Origin of the sequence: Marinifilum flexuosum, from assembly GCF_003610555.1 — a bacterium.
GTDB lineage: Bacteria > Bacteroidota > Bacteroidia > Bacteroidales > Marinifilaceae > Marinifilum > Marinifilum flexuosum.
Genome location: NZ_RAPQ01000015.1, coordinates 37,020 through 56,226 on the forward strand (window position 1 = coordinate 37,020; position 19,207 = coordinate 56,226).

The following is a 19,207-nucleotide window of genomic DNA, read 5'->3' on the forward strand; positions in this document are numbered from 1 at the left end:
TTTCTTATAATAAGCTGTAACATATGTACAAACACAAGCAATTGCGTTTATTTCCCCATTATTCATTCAATGTAATGTGTTTTTAGTCTCTGCTGGTTCGAGCTTATAGCTCGGACCTCTGCCATTGGGCAGAAAAGAATTATGCTACGCAGAGCACGAGCTACATGCTCTCGCTAGCAAGAGTTTGGCATTTCAAAGCTCCAAACTGTCAAACCGCTATATATTTTATTAATTGTACTCACTTCTAATTTACCGATATCTGCCAAATGACCTAAATTTATTGTTGTATGCTGTAATTTTATATTAATTCAAAATGTAGATAAGCAAATTCCTTTGTCAAATCTAACTTCTCTTGAACTTGGGTGTCAACTGCGGAAAGTTGAAATTTATATTCATATTTATATTTTTTCCCATTTAAATCTTTGTATTCCACCTTTAAAACAGGGTTTGGGAATTTATAATCACAAAACTCAAATACGTTAAAATTCTTTCCTTCTTTATCTGTTAAGTTATTCTCAAAAAGAAGGAAAAGATAATGAGTGAAAATAACAATCTCAGGAATAGTATGTAAATGATTATTTTTCTGGACGTTTATTGGTGAAATATAATCAATCTCTTGTCTTCCGATATTCGCATTCGCAGAATAGTGAAAATCTTCATTTTCTAGGTTGTTCAAGAAATATAAGTTCAAATTTTTATGCCAACTAAATTGATAATTAGTCGGCAATAATTTTTCTATTTTTTTGATGGCTTTTTTTGTGTCAAATTGCCAAGTGCACTTAATATTTTTTGCTATCCCAAAACCTAGATTGTCTATTTTATACTTCGAGGACACTTCAAATTCTATTTCATTATAGTTATTTGAGTAATCGTTAAAATCACAAGTTTTATATTCTATTAATTCTTCATTTTCCTTGTGAAGAGGACTTTTTGAAATTGAAACTAAAAATGATTTTATGAGAATATCAGGTTGGTATAATGACAACCTTTGTTTTTTTACTTCTTTCAAAGTAAAGACAGCAATCAATGCAGAAATGAAAGTCCCAATTCCTGAGAAAATAACAATCAGTTCTTTGTATTTTATTAAAAACTCAATCATAGAGTAATCTTGGTTTTATTATTGCATACAACGTTGCGTGTATGCGCAGTTTGCCTGTGTTGCGCCTGCGGCAGGCATATTGCGTATGACACATTGTTGGCGTTTCGTTGTTATTATTTATTAGGAATTAACGCATTGCCAAATCTAAATTCTTCAACTAAATGATAATGCAATAGTTTTTCATTCTCCCAATAATCCTTAGACGCGTGCTCTAACAAAATAATTTGAAATTCAGCATCCTCATATTGTAATACTCTATCCATAAAACTATTAAGAAGAGTTAATGCATCAGTAAGTTTTTGTTTATCCTCTGATACTTTAGTTTCTTTACCTTCTGTCTGAACAGACATATCAAAATATGGTCTACTTATCTGGTCTAGTATTAAGAAGCTTGGAATATATGGGACTTTCAGGTTAATAAAGTGTTCATGTAAACCTAGGAATAAAAATAGATGAAGAAACATATGATTAGAACTACTACCTATTTGATTTATAGGACTTGCTTTATCTGGTTTTCTAAGTTTCAAAACCTTTTTCTTAGTGTCAAAGAATGCTTTGTATTTTGTATAATTACCTAATGATTTACATTCGTCAATATTCTTTTGAATAAAGCTTTCTAACATTTCAAGCAAAATCCTACGTTCTGATGCGTCTTGCTCTAATCCTTGACTTAGTAACTCTAATTCATCATCAATCTCCTCTATTCTATTTTCTATTTCAGAACTTTGCTCAGTTTCCTTGTCATAGAATGCCAATTTTGCTTTAAGCTCTCCAATGAATATATATTTTGAAACATTATTCTTAAAATCATTGGATTTCATTGGCATGGTGTCTATTTTACCTTGCACATCCTTAAGCTCTTCGTTTAATTCTTTTAATTTAGAACTTAGGTTATTATTCATAGATTTTTTACCCGAAATAGCTTGCTTAATCTTTCTTAATTCGGATTCTAAGCCTTCTATGAAATGTGCTACTTCTGGATTAATTATCAATTCTTGACTACTTTCACTAATAGCTTGAATTGGCAATAAACTGTCAAAATCGAATTTTAGAGTTTTCTGATATTGAGTATATTCAGAATCAAAAGCTTTAATATTACGTATGGTTCGCGCAATATTTCTTCTGCGACTATATAATTCTTCTAATAAGGAAATATCTGTGGAAATCTTATCCTCTTTATAATCTGAAATTAGATGCTTAAGCCGACTATATCCTTCCTGTATTTCAAATAATTTAAACTCAATTAAATCATACTCTTGAGCTTTTGATATTAATTCAAGTATTTTTTCACTAAATAATTTATATTCTTTCTCTAAAATTTTCTGTTTTCTTTCTAGGCTTAACTTTTCTTTGTTTAGAGATTGAACCTTTTCCTTGATTAGTGTATTCTTTTGGTTTAGAGCACCAATCGACAAATCAAATATTCTATCAAGTGCTTCTCTATATTTCTCACTATCATAAAGGTCAAAATCAAAAAACGTATTGCTATTGTCTACAACATTTTCTGATTGAGTATTGAATAAAAGAAAATATCGAAAGGAGATTTTAGAGCCCGCTTTAATCTTTTTCCCACCATAAGGTATTACTAAATCTTGATTTACACCAAAATCAGTCTCAATTATTCTTTTTAGTTCTGTATATCCGATATTTCCGGATAATTCATCAGGAATTTCTCCGTTTGATGAAAAGTATAAAAATGAAGATAGTACTTCGTTTACTATTCCTTGACGTGCAATAAAATAATCCTTACCATTTATCTTAAAATCCAAACCATACCACAAAATATTTTCATTTATAATATCTTCAGGAATTTTTGTCTCACTACCCAGTAAACAATAATCTATTATTGCTAAAATTGAGGATTTACCAGTACCAGGAGCGCCTGTTATTACGTTAATTTTATTTGGTTTAAATTCAAGCTCTCTTGGCTGTTCTGAATCTTTAAGCCAAAGAAGTATTTTTTTTATATAAAACTTCATAATTGAATTCTTAATTTTAAATACATTGAAGAAGTATTTTCACTAAATAGCGAAGACAAAGTCGGTATAGCAGCCTTTATTTCTTCGACTCGCTTACTATTAACAACAAGCAGTTTATTGTGCTCAATTTTTCCGTCCTCAAATTTTATATACTTAAGCTGTGATAAAATATAAATAGCGTTTATTGAGACAGGCAATAATTCATTAAATCGAGCAGTAAAATTAATTAGCAAATCACCTTTTTTAGCAATTAGCTCTTCAAAACTTCTAATTATTGTTCGTTTATTTTTTAAAAAACGAACTAAATTTGGGTTCAAAAGAAAAGGTAAAATCAAAACGATTTTAGCATATTCAATCTCGCCATATTCTTTAATAAATGAAGATAGAACTGCTGCAGAAATAGCTTCATTGTTATGTATATTATTTTTCATCCAAATACTTTTTCTTCCATTCGACATGCCAACCTATACTAGGAATATCAGAAAGTAAATAAAACTGTCCGTTGCTAACTTCGTAATCGAGTACTTCACCATCAATTGTTAATTCTAATTTTCGAATTTCATTTAAACAATTAAGACCTGCAACTTCAATTTTCTCTTGAATATCATCAACAGTTAGCCCATTAGACAAATCCTTTATATTTTGGCGGTGACTTTCCCTAAACAAACTACGCCATATTGTCAAACAATTTTTTGTAAACTTCTCACTTTGCTGTGTTGTTAACTCACCTTTAATATTCCAAGTTTTTAAGTTATTATACATCAATAATTTTAGCCTTGTATATTCCCTTATAATATCTTCTTCGGACGAATCTACATCACCTATTTCAACTAACTGCTTAATGAATAATTGATTTAATGGATTTAGAGGGATTGCATCGTCAAATTCCCGAATTGGCAACCTATTTGTACGACCAAAATTAAAACAGTTTACATATTTAAGTTGAAAATCATTAAATGATATTTCATTTATTCCATGTGATTTTGTTGTTAAATAGAAATCTTTGCGGATATTGCTATCTAAGCAAGAAAATACGTCACTAACGTATTCCTTTTTAATAAATAGCTCTTGCAGTCTTAACTCTATCTTATCAATAATTTCATCTACTGAGAATGAAAAAGAAATTTGATTAAAAAAGTTAATTAAGAGATATTTTGGTAAGCTCTGTAAAAATTCCATATATTTCTTAATATCGTCATTACTGGAGTTCAAACTCTTAACGTATTGTTCAAATTCGCTATAATCGATTTCAGATATTTGTAACTTCCCTAGTTTGACTAATAATTCATTCTGTGAACTGAATTTTTTATTAGTTACTAATACGTATGATGTACTTTTTATCTCTTGTATCCTTTCATCTCTGGTTTCAATTTTTTTAATATCTGATAACCAATTATAAAGTGTTTTCCATAAATCAGAATCTTTTTCCGTTAAATTTTTCTCTGAATCAAGGGTGTGCTTTAATTGAAGTAGAATTTTTTTTCCATCATGTTTATCTAGGTGAATATCATCTTTGACTTCATATCCTATTTTCTCACCTTGCTTTAAATTGAGAAGTAAGTATAGAAAATAGTAATATTGATAATCAAATCCTATTATAGTCTTTGCTGCTGATGAACTCATTTTTCCTTCTTTTATATTCCAGCTTTAATTAAATGTAATATTTCTTGGATTCTGCACTCAATGAACGCCAACTTGTATATAAACACAACTTAAATATCTAGCCTATCAAATTTATGAAAAATCAAAAGCAAACAATAAACTTACTGGAGTAAAATAACTTGCATGCATAAAATAGAATAAGTCTACATAATTATGATTGGGTAATACAAAAGCCCCCAATTACTTGGGGGCTAAATACAATTGAAAAGTATGGTACTATAGGTTTATTAAGCCATTACAGGCTTATTGGTTTCAACAGCTTCCAGTTTCACATCCAACTGTAAGGTATGTTCTGGTAAAACAACTACCTGCATTACAACATCCAGATATCCTTTCTTGCTGAAACGCAACTCGTGTTCACCAGCACTTAAAGTTTGGATATAAAAACCACCCTGCTTTCCACGGTGGGTAACTGCTTTCTTGCCATCAATGGAAATCCTTACATTACGTATGGATTCACCAGTTTTGGCATTGGAAAACATTCCCTGTAGAGCTCTTTGTCTGCTCGAAGCATTGTCCTTGGTCATGATCACCAAAAACTCATCGAACAAATCAGGATCACTTTCAGCATAAACGCTACGCATGTATAGCATCAATCCTCTTTTTACCAACAAATTGTATTTGTCTAACAATACATCAATCTGCTTGGTAATATCGGCATGCTCTACCCTAAAGTCTTTGGGCGCACTTATCACATTGGAAAAATTCGTAATACTTGTTTCCAAAGCACTTTTTAAATCCTCATCTACTTTGGCTGCTGTAGCCTGCGTAGCATTATTGGCAACAATAGAGAGTAAACTATCAGCACGAATTAAGGCCTCTTCCTCCTTGCAATTGTGCAATTGGTGTTCAAAACATCCTTCCACACTCGAGAATATTTCAAACTCATGAAGCGTACCGTAACTAATAATCAGATCATTCACTTTGGCACAATTGCCTACCATAATTTCAAACAAATTGTTCTTATTAATGGTATAGGCTTTACTGCTAAGGGCTTGCTTTGGAACCAGCACCGCCAATTCCGCATTCACTTCCCTTATGGGTGCCATCAAATCATTATAATTTGTATCCTCCTGTAACTTGGTCTGATGCTTCAGATCAAATGCACACAAATCTTGCACCTGTCTGTGTAAAATCAGTTGTTTAGATTTCATACAAAATATGTTTATGATTTTTAAGCTTTATTAGGTATCTAACTCTATTCGAGTTTCAAGAGAGAGGTTTTAGTACCATACGTATCCAATTGTTTCACTTACATTCTAGTTTGTTCAGAAGCATTTCTGTTTCAGAAGAAGCAATTTCTTCTTTGTCATGCGCATTTTTTATTTCAACAGAAGCATTCTCAAAACTCTATGCCTTAATTTTTATTTGATCACTTACACTTTTGCTTGCTGCACTTACAGTTTTGAGTTCATCACTTACAGTTTTGGGTTCAACACTTACACTTTTGCTTGCTGCACTTACACTTTTGCTTGCTGCACTTACACTTTTGCTTGCTGCACTTACAGTTTTGAGTTGATCACTTACACTTTTGCTTGCTGCACTTACAGTTTTGGGTTCTGCACTTACAGTTTTGGATGCTGCACTTACACTTTTGGCATCAACACTTACAATTAGCCAAACTTCACTTACCATTTTTATGATGGCATTAACAATTTTTCAAAGAGTAGCATCACCTTTCCCCTTCTTTCTGTCAATCTTTAATTGCCAGCACTCAACTTCTTTTCACTTTCTTATCAATAAGTATATTGTACTCTTCATTCCATTGCTAAAATCTGCAAAAACAAAGCTTAATAAGCATTTACATTCTCATCATATATCCTTCTGTTTAATTAAACTTAAACATTATTTTTCAATTGATTACAAAAACCATCACATTAATTGATGAAAAATTTCAACAATCCATCTTCAAATATTAATGTTAAATTTTCACCCCTATCTTATTAAATTTAAAATAGCTTTTACTTGAATAAAAAGACCACAATAGAATGATTTAATGATATTTACCATTCAGGCAAATGGTAATTTGTATTATGCTTTTTTTACAACACGTATTCTTTTCTCCTTTAGAGCCTGTCTCGATTAATCGGGAAGAAAGATAGAAGGAGGTATTTTCTCTCCGATATCACCTCACCTCAATCCTCTCCTCAAGGAGAGGAATTTGTGCAAAGAATGTGAAGGCGTAGGATATTTGTGTGAGTTTTCTATGATAAAACCATCCTTTTCCGTCGCAATAAAATCCGCCAACAAAACAACTTAACCAGTTGCGACGATCAATTACAAAATCCATGAACCCAAGGCGGCAGTCACTTCGCTCCCTTCACCTGGGCTAGTATGATCTTTGCCTTTCAGGCAAAACATATTGAAACCACCTCCTGTTTGTTGCAGTAAGTGTGACATCCAAAAATTTGTTGGGCCCCATAGATGAAAAAGTCGTTAAAAACAGAATTCCATGAACGAGGTACGAGTGAATATTATTTTATTCACAGAATAATTATATCTGTAAGGTGTTCATGAGCTCACTTCGTTCGGTTGTTTAGACTTTAAATCGTTATGGGTAACTAAATTTTTGGCGTCTAGATCTTTTGGTTCTTTTATAGCAATGATAACCGAGCTATGCGAGCTCATGAATGCCCGTTAAAATTATGAATGAATAAAAGAATAGCCCGTCTGGCTTGAAGACAAGATAGAATAAAGTGTTTTCCTTCCTATATCACCTCACCTCAATCCTCTCCTTAAGGAGAGGAAGTTGTGCAAAGATTGTGAAGACGTAGGATATTTGTGAGAGTTTTCTAGGGTAAAACCATCCTTTTCCGTCGCAATAAAATCCGCCAACAAAACAACACTCCCAATTGCGACGATTTACTATAGAATCCATGAACCCAGGGCGACGGTCGCTTCGCTCCCTTCCCCTGGGCTATTATGATATTTGCCTTACAGGCAAAACAGTTATATTGTATTAATGCATTACTATTTTTTACAACACGTATTCTTTTCTCCTTTAGAGCCCGTCCCGATTAACCGGGAAGAAAGATAGAATGAGATGCTATGAAGCTACTCCCCTCCTCATCAAATTCATTTCAATACACATGCCACCAGCTACTCCAATGGTATAAGCCAAAAGGTCCGACCATAAAAAGCCTTGGCCAAGAACCAATGCGCCAAATTTGTTGCTGCGCAATGCATTGAGCCAATCAACTTGTATCAGTTGGCTAAACTCAACCAGGAAACAGACACTCAAAGCCATTGCGGTCAGCTTTCTAATACTTGCTGCAGGAAAAACAAAGGCAATCATCCAATACATCATCAATGCCCATAAGGCATCTCCCAATCCCAAGTTGATGATTTCGGGAAGGTAGTTCGAAAAATGTCGAGATGCCAATCCGATAATGATGGTAAATAAGATTAATAAGAAGTAATAGAGTCTGTTTCTTTGCATTGAGATGTTTGTTTATTGGGGGTGATATAAATTTCTGCTAATATTGGTTTTGAATTCAATAAGTAAAGTATTTCCATATGAAGATGAAGCCCAGTAGCAATGCCACTATAGTGATCATCGTAAAATCTAAAGGACTTCTCTTTGCAAAATTCACGACAGAATATCTCTGAATAGCAAAACCCGCTCTTCTCATGCTGTAATTTTCTTTACTGGCATATCTGTTTGCCACTTCATCCCCTGCTATTTCTTTTAGCAATTCATAATCTTTGCGCCTTACCTCTTCTTCGTGATCTATCATGTTTTTGTTGTTCTTTGATCTTATGCGTGGTTTGAGTTTGTTTGTCCATTAAAATGAAGAAATCACATTTCTAACAATTACAATGAATGTAATTCCACCTAATATTAAATATGGACTAACATTAATAACTCCTTTTATAAATCCAAATCCATTAAATCTCATTACACCTTGAATCATTATCTTTAATGTCCACAACCATATGATCAGATAGTACAAACTGATAATCCAATACAAATAGCCTTTCGGACTCAATAAATCTCCAGTAATGCCTAAATACAAAACTACTGGAAACTTCATAAAGATTGGAACCACTGAATAAGCTACAACAACACGCATGTCGATGATTTTTCCTTTGCCATTTAATAGTTTTCCTATTCCATACAAAATGTAGGTAGAAAGATATCTTCCCATTAATAGACCAATCCCTGCAGTCGCCAACACGAATCCTAAAAACACGATTAGCAGAGGATACTCCTGAAAATGATGATAATCTTTAAAGAAGGAATCTATTCCCGAAACTGCTCCTGCCAACATAAATAAAAGATTAGCATTCGTTTCTAATTGATCTTCAAATTGGTCATCCAGATAATCAAAGGTGTCCGAGGTCTTAAAGAGAATATTTAAAAATGTATTCATACTATTACCTATTGATTTCTATTGAATTAGATTTCATAGCTCCTGTGAATAGTTTACATCCTAGATCTGTTTCCAGATTTCCATACTCATATGACAATTGCATACTCATTGAATATTTTGACTTCTCTAAGTATGGAGATATTCTTTTCAATCGAATTTCCTGTTGAAATTTACCAGTACAGTCTGGTAATATTAGTACAGAATTATTTTTGGTCACAAATAATCTGTCAATATCTAAAATTTCATCACTGGGCCAATATTCATGTATCTTACCTGTTTCTTTATTTTTGAACACAATATTAATGAGCGACATAAAAACAGATTCATCACGAGGAAAATAAAATAACACACTATCTGTTTGACTTGTATTTTTTATTTCTATTTCCAGATTAATTGCATTCTCACTTCTATTCAATTCTTGAATGTGAAGTTCGAGCTGTGCTTTGCAATTCTCGCAAAAAATAAAAAATAGTAATACTAATAGTAGTTTCTTTGTTATTTAATTTAGCTTTCAATTAACTTATACCCACCCCTCAAAGGAGCTTGCTTAAAGTACTGTTCCCTTTAATGAATCAAAGGGTGGCGTGAGCAAGACTACTAACTTAATCATAGTACATCTTCGCCGCCGCACAAAACAAAGTTCGGTAGCGCAGAGGAATAAACAAAGCTTTTATTATCATTTATTCATTTCTCCATTCCCCTACCTATAAACATCTTACAAATAAAGAATAATATTAATTAATTTCTCTGTAGTCAAATCCTGTTTTCATTCGTCATAATGTAAGCTTAGTGCTTGTTTAAAAAATCCAATATTAATTGTCATTCAGATTCAAAAGCCACGGGAGAAGAATCTCAGGATTTGAAAATCAAACATTTCACTTCGTTCAATATGACATGATATGTTTGGTATTTTTTGGGAACAAGTTCTTTCAAACCTTTAACTAATAATAAAAACACCTAAAAATGAAACAATTAAGCTTATGCTTACTATTATGCACATTATTTATTTTTCCTTCAAAAAGTGAAAATTACGATATTATCATTCAAAATGTAAATATCGTTGATGTTGAAACAGGCAGTATCCTAAAAAATAAGGATGTTGGCATTCAACAACAAGTCATAAAAAAAATAACGACTGGAAATCAATTATCAACAAATGATTCCACTCAAGTGATTAATGGGAATGGCAAGTATTTAATTCCTGGGCTCTGGGATATGCACGTGCATTTTTATTTTCCTGATAAAGAATATCTAAAAATGTACCTGGCCAAGGGTGTTGTTGGCGTCCGGGAAATGACAGGATATCGTATGGAATGGCAAGATAGCACAGAGCAAAATAGCAATGTGCCGAGAATCATGTTTTCCAGTCAGATTATAGATGGTCCTACTCCATGGTTCGAAAATGAGATTCCCGTTAAAGATTGCAAGCAGGCCATTCAAATTGTTCAGGAGGCAAAGAAAAGTGAAAGTAAATTTATCAAATTACTTAGTTTGGTTCCCAGAGATCAATATATGGCCATTGTTAATGAATGTAATCGATTAAATTTTGAATTTGCAGGACATGTTCCCTACAGCATAGGACTTATTGAAGCGGCAAGATTGGGTCAAAAATCGAATGAACATCTAAATGGTTTACTCCTGTCATGCTCGACACAAGAGAAGTTTTTACATGCAAGATTAGACAGTTTGCTTGATGTAGCTTCGAAAGAGGAAAAGCTATCAGGGATTTTGAAAATGCAAATCATGGGGTGTACAACCAAAGCACTTTGGTCTTTCAATCAGGCAAAGGCTGATTCTGTAATTCATGAACTCAGCAAATATAACATGTACCAATGTCCAACTCTTGGCGTAAAACATCGCTTTCAATACAATGAATTGGATTGGGTATATACCGACAATCGATATGACTTTTTCCCTCCTCCTGTTCAGAAAAGATATCGCCCCGATGCGGAAAAGATGAAAAAAATGAAGCCTTTTGAGCGAGAGTTAAAGTTGCAAGAGAAATTACTTTATCAAATGCAAAAGGAAGGAATAAAAATAATAGCGGGTTCCGATCAGGGATGTGCTGGTTATAATTTACATGATGAGCTTGAATATTTTGTGAATGCGGGATTTTCGAATGCCGAAGCACTTCAAACTGCCACCATAAATGCAGCCACTTATATGCACAAGGAAAAAAGAATGGGAAGTGTTGATGAAAACAAATTGGCTGATTTGGTACTGTTGAATGCCAATCCTCTTGAAAAGATTCAAAACACACGTAATATAGAACTGGTCATTTTTAAAAATAAAGTCATTTACCCCAATCAACTCCTTGAGGAAGTAAAGAAAGTCAATGTTAAAATTTCAAATACAGACCCTTTCGAAAAGAAGTTTGATTAAGAAATAATATTTCTAAGCCTATACTATCGCACGAAAGGTGGACTTTCATCGCACTTCTTTTCGTGCGGCAGTTAAGGGAATATTTTTAGAGTCCAACTTATTGTATTTTAAATTACTCGTAAAATATTCCAAGAGGAACTGGTTTTGAATTAACTGATACTGTAAAACGGCACTCTGATGTATTACCCCAAGCATCTGTAGCTGTATAAATCACTGTGGTATCTCCATCTGGGAATACTTGTCCTGATGCCATATTTGCCGTTAATGTTGGTGTACCACAATTATCAGTTGCTGTTGGAGTTGTCCATGTTATCACATCTCCACTACAAGCATCAATATTCGAAGGACAATTAGAAATAACCGGAGGAGTTTCATCACGGACTCCAATTGTAAAATAGCTCACCCCATCAGGTGGATCAAAAGAGGTTGCATACTGATCTCCATTTCCAATCAAGGTATGAGTGCTGATAACACCGTTGGAAAGATTTGTGTCATTATCTAAAAACAAGGTATAAGTTCCTGTTGAAGAAGCTGGAAAATTTTTCAAATTTATTTGCAGAAAGATTGTCCCTACATCCATCGTATTTTGTAATCGCCAAAAACGATTTATACGTTTAGAGCACCCCACATTCACCCAAGAATTCATGCTTTGATTATTATGTCCCCATAATAGAAATTGACCTTCACTTAAGGATTGTCTGCTATTATCGAGGTTTGATAGAGTAAAATTATTTGTTGTTGCAAAAACAGTATTTCCACTTGTATTTACACCAAGGTTCCCCGAAGATGAAACCTTTTGGTCCAAATCAAATGGAGAATTTTCCCTTGCCAAACCCGCCACATCGTAACGATACGTAGAGGTAGCATCCCAAACTGAGGTCCCATCAGCTTTTAGGTAGCTTATTGCCTGATTATTATTCCCCAAACTCAACCCATACTTTATTGCCAAATACGATTCTGTAATTTGACGCTGGGTATTATTTAAAGCTCTATTGAAGACAATTTGTTCAGAAATATCACCATACCAGAAATAATTTCCCGACCCTTCGGTTGCTCCCGCTCCTATTCGATAAGGCCTTCTTCTATTTCGGGCAAAACGATGACTTGTTGGACCTGCAAAACTTTGTCCGTTAACATAGCCCCTCTTCACCAAATTATTACCACTTTGACTACCTCTGTAAATTAATAACTCGGAACTCGAAGAAGCAGATCGAGTCGTACTTAAAACTCTCCATCCACTATTGTTTCCTTGTCCATTCCAAAACTGATACCTTCCATTGGGTGCCACATATAAAATATAACCTCTTTGTGGACGATCATCACGAGAAGTGAATGGCGAACGGTATCTATTGTTTCCCCCTGTTAATCGATGAACCGAAAAGACAGTAAAATTATTTGTATTAAGCCCACTGCGATAAGAAATATCCAAATTATCTGATCCATCGAAATAAAAAGTAGGATTAAAGTTTGAACCTGATAATTGATACAAAGGTCGTCTTGAAGAACTAGGAGCAAAGGCATTCCAACTATTTCCCGATTGGTCTACCCAAGAAACAACACGACTTCCAGATAAATTTACTCCCACGTCAGCTCTAAGCCAAAGAGATTTAGCAGGTACTATCTGGGCTTCAGCGACAACTGTTAAAAGTAGGAAGCCAATTACCAGAAAACAGCTTGAAATAAAACTTCTCATTAAATAATAAAACTTAACACAAATTAATTCACTACAGCATTGCTAATACTGCATATCTCATCAATTATCATGAGTACAAATCGACTGGCACAATATATTTTTTTACATGCGAAGCATCATTTTGTTTCAAAAGAAGCAGACTTTTCACAATCTCTTCTCCAATTGGAATTAAGCCAATGTCCACTCTTACTCAATTGAGCAATGAATAGGTGCGAAATTTTATTGGAAATAATGGCAATTCAAACTATTCTCCAATTTCCAAAACCTTCCCCTTTTAATTAACATTCAATAACTGCAACATGATGCCAAAGATAAAGGGCTACAATATAGTTTAACTAAACTTAAACGACAAGAGAAAATTTGAAGAGGCTAAATTAAAAAAGTTTCTCCAACCGCTACATAGCTGACAACTCTTTCTTTTCCTTAATCGTCACCACTACTGCACAAAACGAAATTATCGACCTCTTCCTGTTCCAGCCAAAACAACCACCTCATTACCTAAGTTATAGAAGATTATTAATAAGTTTTCAATGATTCGTTGTATATCTTTTACCATATTTTATTGAAAATTCAAAAAACTTATTAAAATGCCACCTTCTACATATTTTTCTTACGATCTAATTTCATAACACACATCAAAAGTGAATCTATCGTAAAGCATGTAACCACATAGTAAGCAACTCTATAAACAACAAACCTCAATCAAAGAGTTTTACTCTGATAAATTTCAACAGAAGGATTTCTTACCTAGCACAAAACCCCTTCACCAAAAGGCGAAGGGGTTCCTCTACTACCAATTATAAAACCGCATCGAATGAATTAAGACTTAAAGTGAATAAAAAACTTACGATTTTTGCTCAATTCATTCTAGTGCACTGTTTATTCACAAAACTATTTATATATCATTGAAAATTATTGAATAGCTGTTCATTTCAATTTGTTATTAAGTTCTCGTGAGAAAATTACAGAACTTAGTTCAAATCATTACAATTCACTCACTACAAGCTGATTTCCTTTCTGTTTAATGCTTAACATGGCATTGTATTTTTCGCTCCAAATCGGTGCTCCATACTTTCCCTGAAGGGCTTTTCCATTTAGGTAAACTTTTTTAGAAAAATCCATGCTACGATTTTCTATAATATATCGGCCTCCATCAATATAAGCATAAGTACTTCCATCAGGAGATGCCTGAAATTCTTTTATATCACTGTATTCAACATCATTTACCAACTGATTATTTCGATACAGTTTCCATTTGTGGTTTTGACCTTTTTTAATGCGAAGAGTGTAAAAAAGATCAGAAGTATTTTTAAGCGTAAATATTTGTCCTGCATCCAAATCGCCATGTACAAACAATTTGTTTTGCTTGTATATAATCTCATGTTTGGTGGCAGCTACTTTGGCATCTACATTCAAATGTATCAGAACTTCATTATCCTGTGGTTGAAGAGTATTTACATTGGCAATGTTTTTATTGATTTGCATGTCTTTGCCATTTTTATCGACATGCGTTTTCTTATCTGTTCCAACATAGCTCACATAAAGGTCATTGGTATCGCTCATACGCGAAAAAACCAATCCATCAATCCCGGTAAGGTGATTTTTATTCCAAAGTATTTTTCCACCCATTCCTAAATATTGGTAACGTTCTGTTTGTGTGTTATAGTGTCGGTAATAAAATTGATTACCTGCTTCTTTTACATACAAATTCCCTTTATACGGACCATGCTTCTTTACCGTTTTATTGGCAACATTGTATTCATAAACAGTATTGTTTTGGGTTTTGGTATCCTTAGCACAAAACACCACATAATCCGAGCTTACTGAAAACTGATTCAACGATTCGTTAGGTTTGCAATTGTATACATATTCGCCACAACGCACTTGTTGATATGTATTGTAGAAAACCTGTTCGGTTCCGGTAATAAAGCCAATTCCTTTGTGTGCAATCATTTTAAAAGGGCCGAATTTTTGTTGATGATCCACATAAACATACATCTCATCACGTTTTTCGGGCGCGCTGGCATAAAGCAACCTGCCACTTCTTGAATAAACCGGTTCACTCACCATTTTGGCTCCTTTAATTATATTCATGCCGTTTTCGTAAATACGGTAATCATTTTGCGACCACTGAATACTAAATGCATATTTGCCTGTATAGGTATCATATTCTGGTGCCTGACTAGGCCCCCAATAATAAAAGGCTTTGTTATTGCCAATAATTGGATAGTATTTATTTTTTCTTGTGCCACAAAAGCTAATTCGATTGCCATCCTCACTCACCCATTTGTCGATATCCGGATCTCTGTCGAGCGAATAAATATGATCGTATGGACCCATTTTATTACCATTAAATATTAGGTAATAATCATACTTATTGTATTCCTTTGGCGTTCTGGCTTTTCTTAAATTCGCTCCAATTGGGCGAGGGCCATAATATGGACCGTAAAATTCGTATACTTCTTTTTCTGCATTTGGAACACGAACTACAGCTACCGTATACTTAATCCCTCCATTATTGTTTTTCCCAATTTTACCATAAACAAACTCTTCATTTCTCTGAAGTGTATAAATATTACTACCAATATTTACTTGTTCATCAGCAGATGCTATTGAATTATTATCGGGATAGTTTGCATTGTGCTTGTTTGCAAAAAGCGTATTGACACAAAATAGGGCTATTAATACCACAAGAAAGAATTTAAGCTTATTCATTTGTCATTTTTAATATTATTGCCAGCAATCTTCAAATGCTTGCAAACTATAAAATGGGAAGTGTAGTAATTTCCTTATAAAAACAATAACATACTCAATTCTAACACTTATAAACATTAGAATTGAGTATTTGTAGTTGCAAATTTATTTTAACGAACAGGTATTAAATACCATTCCGTGGTAATCGCATTGTGGTCGTTCCAAAGATGTACTTTATTACCATTATTATCGGTTTTGTTATCTTTTAAACATACTACCTTACCACTTTTGTGATATATCTTATAACTACCGTTAGGTAATTTTTTCAGGTAAAATTTTTGCGATTCACCACCATGTTCAGACCAAAAATGTAATGGCGTACCATTACTTGTGCCTCCACCTTTACAATCTACAACACCATTTCCACTTTTAGCAGCTCTAATTAAATAAAATTCTCCATTTGGTGTTCTCTGAAATCTAAACATCTTATTGTTTGATGAAGAACCACCTTTTGTCCAAATTTGTGCACGATTACCTTTTTTTTGCCAATCTGCACCGCCAAATTCAAAATATCCTTTACTACTTCTACCATGACTCATTGCTGATTGAATATAGAAGGTTTGAAATTCATTAATTCTTGCCCCTTTTAATGATTTATGTACGATACCTACTTTTTTGTCTATTACTATAGGTTTATTTGTATTGGCATCTAGAATGAACCATTCGGTTGAAATGGCATTGTGATCATTCCAAAGGTGTACTTTATTACCATCCCTGTCAGTTTTATTATCTTTAAGACATACTACTTTTCCACTTCTATGATAAATCTTATATCTACCATTTCCTAAATGCTTAAAATAGAAATGTTGAGATGGTTTTCCGTGAGTATCCCACAAATGTAGAGGCGTACCGTTTTCAGGTGGTACGTTTTTGGCATCAAGGTTTCCTTTACAAGCGCATGGTTGAATAAAGAAATACCCATCTGCATTCCTGCGCAGATAAAATAATTTATTACTGTTATTATCTTTGGTCCAAATATCCATTTGATTTCCTTTTCTCTTCCAATATTTCTCGCCGCCAGGAAACTCCAGAAAACCTTTGTCGCTGCGCCCATAACTCATTGCCGATTGGATTCTTACCCTTTTATATTGTGGCATATCAGCTGCTTTTTCGTACTGCGCCTTTAATGGCAAAATACTCCCAAATAAAAGAATTATTACTAATGATAATAATTTAACATTTTGCATCATTATAAAATTTTGAATTAATTTTTATTACTTTTCTATTTCTAGGCTTTTCCTATTCAAAGCAACTGACAAGAGTTCACTTTTACCGTTCTGTTACATGAATATAATTAGCTTCTATTTTAATCGAACCAATTCTCTTTCATAGTTATTCATCACCTAAAAAATCACATTCCAATACCAATCCACTTCGAATGAATTAAGGCTTAAAGTGAATATTTAAACTTACGATTTTAGATCAACTCATTCGAGTGCACTGTTTATTCACAAATCTATTTTTCTGCGATTGAAAAATTATAGAATACCTATCCTTTTCAATTCGTTATAAAGCTCTTTTCTCTTGTTCAAATCGTTTAGCAAGGCAGAATCACTTGTCTTTTTAAGGAACTCCTCAGCCTTTTCAAAATTTCCCGTCACCATATACAATATGCCAGCATCCTTGTTCGCTGTAGCAACAGATCTAGAATCGTTTGCATTGGCTGCTACCTCTGCAAAAATATCAGCCGCTTCGACATAGCTTCCTTTTCTAAGTAGTTTGTTAGCCGATTTGTTCGTTTTTTTCAATTCTTTATCCTTGATCTTTTTTACTTTTTTTACATCGTAGGTTTTACAAAGTAATTTAGGTGTAATTTCGGCTACAATGGTATTCAGATAAGGAGCAATGCATTTCATAGTAATATCATAATCGCGAATTTCGCCTTCGTAATTACCATCTTTGGTCAATTTAGGAGCGCCCAAATACTCTTTCGAATAATGATAGGTCATATTCATTTTCGAATAACTTTTTACTGCCACACCATCTTTGTTTGTAAACTGCAAATCGATAGAAGCTTCAGCATCCTTATTTTTCGAATATTTTTTTACGAAAAAAGGAAGTTTGTGTGTTTCTGTGTTGTACTTTCCCTTTAAACCAACCTCTTCATTTTTTCTTAAACTTGAACGAATGCTTCCTGAAATTACCAAATCAGCCTCAGCCTCACTACTTACCAATTGGTAGAACTGAGTGCTCATCCATGGCGTACAAAGTTTATGTCCTGCCTTCTCACCAATTCTGGCATTCTGAATGTTCTCTTTTAATATTTTTTTCACTTCCATTCCTGTTCCTCTGTTCCACAATTCACCATCCTCAACAGGAATATCTTTAATGTATACCGTTTTAACCCCTTCGAAAACAAAAGAAGGCATTTTCATGGTATAGGTTCTTACTTTCTCGGCATTGGCAAATGTTGTTGCAACAATTACCAATGTTAACATTGCAAATATCTTTTTCATGTATTTAAATTTTCTTCAGTTGTTACATAACCCTAATAATTATAGGGTTTAGCATTATTATTTCTTTATTAAATTATTGCACTCTAAACAACTTCCACATCGACTTATCTCCTTCGGGCTTATTCTTGAAAGTGATTCTTTTGCCTTCTGGTGTTTCCACAAGAGTTAAGTATTTTATATCGGTTAACTTATAGTGATCCAAGGTACCTGCATCATTCAGTTGTGCTTTTCTTTTAGCATCGTAAAAACGAACGTGCTCACCATCCTCACAGACTTCAACATATATTAAACTTGCATTAGGCAAATCAGCATCAGCAGCAATACGAATCTTTAAATAACCATCTTTGTCAATTACTAAGCCACTACTTCCGCTCAGAACCTTCTTTTGCAGATTTATTTTATTCGCCTTCACCTTATCCGATTTGTAAGTATATGTCTGCTTTGTCAAACTTTTATCATCATGCGGAATCTCCACCAATTTAAAAGCACAAGCCGACTCTTCATCTCCACTAGTAAATACCAGATTTGCAATATCATAATTCACAAATCCCTCTACCGATTTACACTTAAGCTTGTAATAAGCCTGTCCCATCATCGTACCTGACTTATTGGTTTTAATTTGTGCATTCACCTGAATGCCAAAGAATAGAATCAATAATCCTGTAATTAATTTTTTCATGTGTTTCATTGTTTTTTATTGACCTGTTTTCAAATCCTTTTCAGATTGAAATGGTCAGCTTTATAATCATTCTTATTTTTAAAATTGCCCCCTATACTAATCACAGTTCTACCCAATTATGCACACAAAA

16 protein-coding genes are annotated in these 19,207 nt (G+C 33.6%); 1 reads left to right on the top strand and 15 read right to left on the bottom strand.

Annotation, left to right across the window (positions count from 1 at the left end; genetic code table 11):
• Positions 1–298 precede the first annotated feature (298 nt).
• From BXY64_RS20885 to BXY64_RS20930, 10 genes are all read right to left on the bottom strand, one after another.
• Complete coding sequence (locus BXY64_RS20885; RefSeq protein WP_120241914.1) at positions 299–1,099, bottom strand: hypothetical protein; 801 nt, start codon at positions 1,097–1,099, stop codon at positions 299–301.
• A 113-nt stretch (positions 1,100–1,212) separates the two neighbouring features.
• Entirely contained in the window at positions 1,213–3,078 is a 1,866-nt protein-coding gene (locus tag BXY64_RS20890) for a DUF3732 domain-containing protein (protein ID WP_120241915.1), read from the bottom strand.
• Positions 3,075–3,509, bottom strand: coding sequence for a three component ABC system middle component (locus BXY64_RS20895; protein ID WP_147376069.1), 435 nt, complete (start codon positions 3,507–3,509; stop codon positions 3,075–3,077). Before BXY64_RS20895 ends, BXY64_RS20890 begins: the two co-directional genes overlap by 4 nt.
• On the bottom strand, positions 3,499–4,701 hold the full coding sequence (locus tag BXY64_RS20900) for a dsDNA nuclease domain-containing protein (protein ID WP_120241917.1): 1,203 nt from the start codon (positions 4,699–4,701) through the stop codon (positions 3,499–3,501). The genes BXY64_RS20895 and BXY64_RS20900 overlap by 11 nt, the downstream gene beginning before the upstream one ends.
• Positions 4,702–4,967: 266 nt before the next feature.
• Positions 4,968–5,894 carry a PEGA domain-containing protein gene (locus BXY64_RS20905; RefSeq protein ID WP_120241918.1) on the bottom strand — a complete coding sequence of 309 codons (927 nt, stop codon included), beginning with the start codon at positions 5,892–5,894 and terminating at the stop codon, positions 4,968–4,970.
• Positions 5,895–6,090: 196 nt separating this feature from the next.
• On the bottom strand, positions 6,091–6,375 hold the full coding sequence (locus tag BXY64_RS20910; protein WP_120241919.1) for a hypothetical protein: 285 nt from the start codon (positions 6,373–6,375) through the stop codon (positions 6,091–6,093).
• A 1,411-nt stretch (positions 6,376–7,786) separates the two neighbouring features.
• Positions 7,787–8,179 carry a ribosomal maturation YjgA family protein gene (locus BXY64_RS20915; RefSeq protein WP_211334569.1) on the bottom strand — a complete coding sequence of 131 codons (393 nt, stop codon included), beginning with the start codon at positions 8,177–8,179 and terminating at the stop codon, positions 7,787–7,789.
• Positions 8,180–8,234: 55 nt separating this feature from the next.
• Positions 8,235–8,477, bottom strand: coding sequence for a hypothetical protein (locus BXY64_RS20920; protein ID WP_120241921.1), 243 nt, complete (start codon positions 8,475–8,477; stop codon positions 8,235–8,237).
• Positions 8,478–8,525: 48 nt separating this feature from the next.
• Positions 8,526–9,113, bottom strand: coding sequence for a YIP1 family protein (locus tag BXY64_RS20925; protein ID WP_120241922.1), 588 nt, complete (start codon positions 9,111–9,113; stop codon positions 8,526–8,528).
• A 4-nt stretch (positions 9,114–9,117) separates the two neighbouring features.
• Positions 9,118–9,528 carry a hypothetical protein gene (locus BXY64_RS20930; RefSeq protein ID WP_120241923.1) on the bottom strand — a complete coding sequence of 137 codons (411 nt, stop codon included), beginning with the start codon at positions 9,526–9,528 and terminating at the stop codon, positions 9,118–9,120.
• Between the two features lie 548 nt (positions 9,529–10,076).
• Between BXY64_RS20930 and BXY64_RS20935 the strand changes: the two genes are divergently transcribed.
• Complete coding sequence (locus BXY64_RS20935) at positions 10,077–11,495, top strand: amidohydrolase family protein (RefSeq protein ID WP_120241924.1); 1,419 nt, start codon at positions 10,077–10,079, stop codon at positions 11,493–11,495.
• A 112-nt stretch (positions 11,496–11,607) separates the two neighbouring features.
• Here the strand turns inward: BXY64_RS20935 and BXY64_RS20940 are convergent, their stop codons facing one another.
• From BXY64_RS20940 to BXY64_RS20960, 5 genes are all read right to left on the bottom strand, one after another.
• Positions 11,608–13,188: an HYR domain-containing protein gene (locus BXY64_RS20940; protein WP_120241925.1), complete on the bottom strand. Its 1,581-nt coding sequence runs from the start codon at positions 13,186–13,188 to the stop codon at positions 11,608–11,610.
• A 984-nt stretch (positions 13,189–14,172) separates the two neighbouring features.
• The gene (locus BXY64_RS20945) at positions 14,173–15,903 is read right to left on the bottom strand and encodes a hypothetical protein (RefSeq protein ID WP_120241926.1); all 1,731 of its coding nucleotides are present in this window, start codon (positions 15,901–15,903) and stop codon (positions 14,173–14,175) included.
• A 149-nt stretch (positions 15,904–16,052) separates the two neighbouring features.
• Positions 16,053–17,129: an RICIN domain-containing protein gene (locus BXY64_RS20950; protein ID WP_170150725.1), complete on the bottom strand. Its 1,077-nt coding sequence runs from the start codon at positions 17,127–17,129 to the stop codon at positions 16,053–16,055.
• Between the two features lie 291 nt (positions 17,130–17,420).
• On the bottom strand, positions 17,421–18,398 hold the full coding sequence (locus BXY64_RS20955) for a tetratricopeptide repeat protein (RefSeq protein WP_120241928.1): 978 nt from the start codon (positions 18,396–18,398) through the stop codon (positions 17,421–17,423).
• A 73-nt stretch (positions 18,399–18,471) separates the two neighbouring features.
• A complete protein-coding gene (locus BXY64_RS20960; protein WP_147376070.1) occupies positions 18,472–19,077 on the bottom strand; it encodes a hypothetical protein in 606 nt (201 codons plus the stop codon).
• Positions 19,078–19,207: the final 130 nt, after the last annotated feature.